Source organism: Accumulibacter sp., from assembly GCF_016789985.1.
In the GTDB taxonomy this organism is placed as follows: Bacteria; Pseudomonadota; Gammaproteobacteria; order Burkholderiales; family Rhodocyclaceae; genus Accumulibacter.
Genome location: NZ_JAEUOL010000208.1, coordinates 1 through 4,155, shown reverse-complemented (window position 1 = coordinate 4,155; position 4,155 = coordinate 1). Strand labels below are relative to the sequence as shown.

General features: G+C 61.3%; 4 protein-coding genes. All 4 read left to right on the top strand.

The genetic code is table 11. The features are described from left to right. Positions 1 to 172: 172 nt before the first annotated feature. On the top strand, positions 173 to 721 hold the full coding sequence (locus tag JNK99_RS12225) for an adenylate/guanylate cyclase domain-containing protein (RefSeq protein WP_291853440.1): 549 nt from the start codon (positions 173 to 175) through the stop codon (positions 719 to 721). 157 nt (positions 722 to 878) lie between these two features. Then, positions 879 to 2,579, top strand: coding sequence for a methyl-accepting chemotaxis protein (locus JNK99_RS12220; protein ID WP_291853438.1), 1,701 nt, complete (start codon positions 879 to 881; stop codon positions 2,577 to 2,579). Between the two features lie 109 nt (positions 2,580 to 2,688). Further along, on the top strand, positions 2,689 to 3,660 hold the full coding sequence (locus tag JNK99_RS12215) for a chemotaxis protein (protein ID WP_291853436.1): 972 nt from the start codon (positions 2,689 to 2,691) through the stop codon (positions 3,658 to 3,660). Positions 3,661 to 3,686: 26 nt separating this feature from the next. Continuing rightward, positions 3,687 to 4,155, top strand: a 469-nt coding sequence (locus JNK99_RS12210) for a chemotaxis protein CheW (protein WP_291853433.1), incomplete at its 3' end; no start/stop codon positions are given.

The following is a 4,155-nucleotide window of genomic DNA, read 5'->3' as shown; positions in this document are numbered from 1 at the left end:
CGTCGTTACATGACGCTGGAAACACTTGCGGAAGTTGGCGACCATCTCAAAGTCAGCCTGTCCGCCGTGGCAGCCTGACACGCGCTCCCGCCAAACCGGAGCCAATGACCTGCCGACCTCATCGGCTCACGCTTCTTACACTACGCCCCGGGACACGATCCGCAGTGCGGAGTTGACCGTACTTTTCTCCGACGTGCGTGATTTTACCAGTATCGCCGAGCAGATGCCGGCCGCAGCCTTGGCTGAACTGATCAACGACTATCTGTCGATCATGACCGATATCATTCGGCAGTATCGCGGGACGCTGGACAAGTATATCGGCGACGCCGTCGTTGCCTTTTGGGGAGCACCGCTGGCCGACCCCCTGCACGCACGCAACGCGGTTGCCGCTGCCCTGGCGATGCAGGCTGTGCTGCCCGAACTCAATCGCCGCCTGGCCGGGCATGGCTGGCCCGCGCTGCACATCGGCATCGGGATCAATACCGGCAGCATGGTGGTCGGTGATCTCGGTTCGCGTCACCGCCGAGCCTACACTGTACTGGGTGACGCGGTGAATCTGGCATCACGCCTGCAGGGCCTGTCGGCGCAGTACGCAGCCGGGGTGATCATCGGTGAGTCCACCAGGCTGGCGATTGCCGACTGGCCCTGCCGGCTCCTGGATCGTGTGGTGGTACGTGGTCGTAGCGCGAGCGTGAGCATTTACGAGCCGCTGGACGGGTAGCACTTCAGCGGTCATTGGTCGCCAGCGCTGGGCGGGCGGCGGATGAAGCGCCTTATCGACGGCAACCACCTGATTTGTCGTGTGATGCGCCGAGAGCGCTAAAGCTGCCGTCCTTTCCTCCGTTAATACTAGGATGGACGATGGGGATGAGGAGACGATGATGACGGGAGTTGCCTGGAGAATTCGTGGTGCGCTGCTGCTGCAGTTGCTGACCGCGGCGCTGTGTGGCTGGCTGGCCCAGATCGTATTCGGCGGCGGAATGTATGCCTGGCTTGGAGTGGCGGGCGTCCTGCTGGTTGTTTCGGTAACGATCGCGTTACTGGTTGAGCGAAATCTGGTGGGCCGCCTGACGGGGCTGCGCCAGGTGATTGCACAGACCTATGGTGATGGCGACCTGACGAGGCGTGCCGCCGTCGTCGGGCGCGATGAACTGGCGATGGTTGCGGTGGATTTCAATCGACTGATGGAAAGTTTCGCAACCATTGTCGGCAAACTGCTTTTCAACGCGCTTGAAGTCGGTAGCGCCTCGCGGCAATTGATCGGAGATGCCCAGCGCGTCGCTGCAGGTTCCAATCAGCAGCGGGGCGCTGCCCTGGCAACCGCTGACGAGATGGCCAACCTGACGGAAAACATGAATCAGGTGAGTCAGAAGGCGACCGAGACGGCGGGCATCGCGGAGAAGGCGAACCGCTTGTCCACCGACGGCATGGCGATTGTCCGCAGTGCTTCGGCGGAAATGGAACAGATCGCCGCTTCGGTGACCCAGTCGGCGGAGGTGGTATGCGCGCTCGGCGAGCGGTCGAGGGCGATCAGCGGTATCGTGCAGACGATTCGCGAAATCGCCGATCAGACCAATCTGCTGGCGCTCAACGCTGCCATCGAGGCAGCGCGGGCGGGTGACCAGGGGCGTGGTTTTGCGGTGGTGGCAGATGAGGTGCGCAAGTTGGCGGAGAGGACATCGCAGGCGACTGGGGAAATCAGCCGGATGATCGCTGCCATTCAGAGCGAGACGCAGTCCGCGATCGCCAGTATCGAGGCGGGCAGTGGTCAGGCGCGCAAGGGTGCCGACCTCGCACGGCAGGCGGCTGAGGCGCTCGAGGGTATCAACAACGGGGCGCGGCAGACGATGGAGAAGGTCGAGGCGATCGCCGCCGCGGTGGGGGAGCAGACGCGCACCGGGCTGAGCATTGCCGAGCACATACGCAGCATCCGGGAGATGGCCGAAGCCAACAACGCGGTGACTGCAGAGACACTGTTGGCGGTGGATCATGTGGAATGTCTTGCCGAGAACCTCAAGGAGGTCGGGAGTGTCTTCAGACTGGGGGCGTCGGGCGAGCAGGCTGTCGCCACCCACGCGCGGATGCCGGACATTGTGACACAGGCGGCTCGTTCGGTCGCCGAGGTGTTCGACAAGGCGATTGAGTCGGGTGCGATCCGGCTGGAGGATCTGTTCGACGACCGCTACCAGCCGATTCCGAACACCCACCCGCAGAAGTTCAAGACCCGCTTCGATGATTTCACGGATCAGGCCGTGGGCCCGCTGCAGGAGCAGTTGCTGGCCCAACATCGGTGGCTGGTGTATGCGATCTGTATCGACCGCAACAGCTACGTTCCCACGCACAACCGGGTCTTCGCGCAAGCCTTGACCGGTGACGAGAAGCTCGACTTCGTCAGGAACCGGACGAAACGAATCTTCGATGATCCGGTCGGCAAGCGCTGCGGATCGCACGAACACGCGTTTCTCTTGCAGACCTACCGGCGCGACACCGGTGAGCTGATGCACGATATTTCGGCGCCAATCTATGTTAAGGGGCGTCATTGGGGGGGGTTCCGGGTTGGTTACAGGACCGAGGTTTGATCCGGCCGCGGCTTGGTCGGCTCGCCAGGGAGGCGTGGTGTGGGCTTGCTGATTGGATTAAGATGTCGGCGGCAGGACGAGGGCCGGTCTTTGTACGAGGAAGAGTGAAATGTCGGAGCTACTGAAGAACATCGATGCCCGGACCAAGCTGGCTGGCACCAACAAGCTGGAGATCCTTCTGTTTTCGCTCGGGACCGACTCCCGCACAGGCCGGCGTGAAACTTTTGGCATCAATGTCTTCAAGGTGCGGGAGGTGATGCGTACCCCACCGATCACTTCGGCGCCCGAAATGCCGCCATCGGTCGAAGGCATGGTCAGCCTGCGCGGAGCGCTGGTGCCGGTCGTCGATCTGGCGCGCTATGCCGGGGTGGATACGCAGACACTACGTTCGATCATGATCATCACGGAGTACGCTGGTCATACGCAGGGTTTTCTGGTCGAGGGCGTGGATACCATCCTGCGCCTTGACTGGAGTCAGATGAGAGTGCCGCCTGCCATGCTGCTGGCCGAGATGGGGGGGCTGGTGACTGCCGTAACCGAATTGCCTGACGGTCGCCTGGTGATGATGATGGATGTCGAGAAGATCCTGTCGGAGACGACGAACTACGATGACGAAATCGTCTACCGGAACATCAAGCCGCTCGAGAATCCGGGATTGACGGTCTTTTTTGCCGACGACTCGGCGGTGGCACGCAGGCAGATCCAGCGGACGCTGGAGGCGATGGGTGTGAAGTACGTCGCGGCGATCAACGGTCTCGAAGCCTGGGTGGAACTGGAGAAAATGGCGACTTATGCGGTCGCCTCCGGGCAGCGGGTCATCGATCTGATCAGTCTCGTATTGACCGATATCGAGATGCCGGAAATGGATGGCTACATTCTGACCAAGAAGATCAAGTCAGACCCACGCTTTGCCGGTGTGCCGGTAATCATGCATTCCTCGCTGTCCGGCATGTCCAACCAGCAGCTTGGCAAGTCGGTGGGGGTTGATGAGTATGTGCCCAAGTTTGAGCCGCAGCGCCTGTCCGAAACGCTGACGCGAAGGCTGCAGGGCGGTGTTCTTGCCGTTGTGCAGTCGGGTTGACCCGACTATCTCTCTGGAGCGATACGATGGACCTGGCAGAAAGGAAGAACCTCCTCGAGGGTGTCGATGCGCGAACCCGGCTTGCCGGGTCCAACAAGATGGAGATTCTGCTGTTCTCCCTGGGGACGCGCGAGACTTTCGGGATCAATGTGTTCAAGGTGCGCGAGGTCGGGCGGACGCCACCCATCACCAAGACGCCGAACATGCCACGCGGGGTCGAAGGACTGATCTCCCTGCGCGGCAATGTCATCCCGGTGCTATCGCTGATTTCCTTCCTGGAGCACAAGGAGCAGCACGGCGAGTATGGGAAGACCATGATGGTGGCGGAATACTCCAAGCGGACGCTAGGTTTTTTGGTGCACGAGGTTGACCGGATCATCCGGGTCGACTGGGAGAAGGTGAAGGCGCCGGAAAGTGTGCTGTCCACCAATCAGGGTCTGATCACGGCGGTTACCGAACTCGAAGACGGCAAGCTGGTGTCCATTCTCGACGTCG

Bases quoted from the DNA above. Each gene is read 5' to 3' on its own strand.
- JNK99_RS12220 (WP_291853438.1), top strand. From the start codon at position 879: ATGATGACGGGAGTTGCCTGGAGAATTCGTGGTGCGCTGCTGCTGCAG.
- JNK99_RS12215 (WP_291853436.1), top strand. From the start codon at position 2,689: ATGTCGGAGCTACTGAAGAACATCGATGCCCGGACCAAGCTGGCTGGC.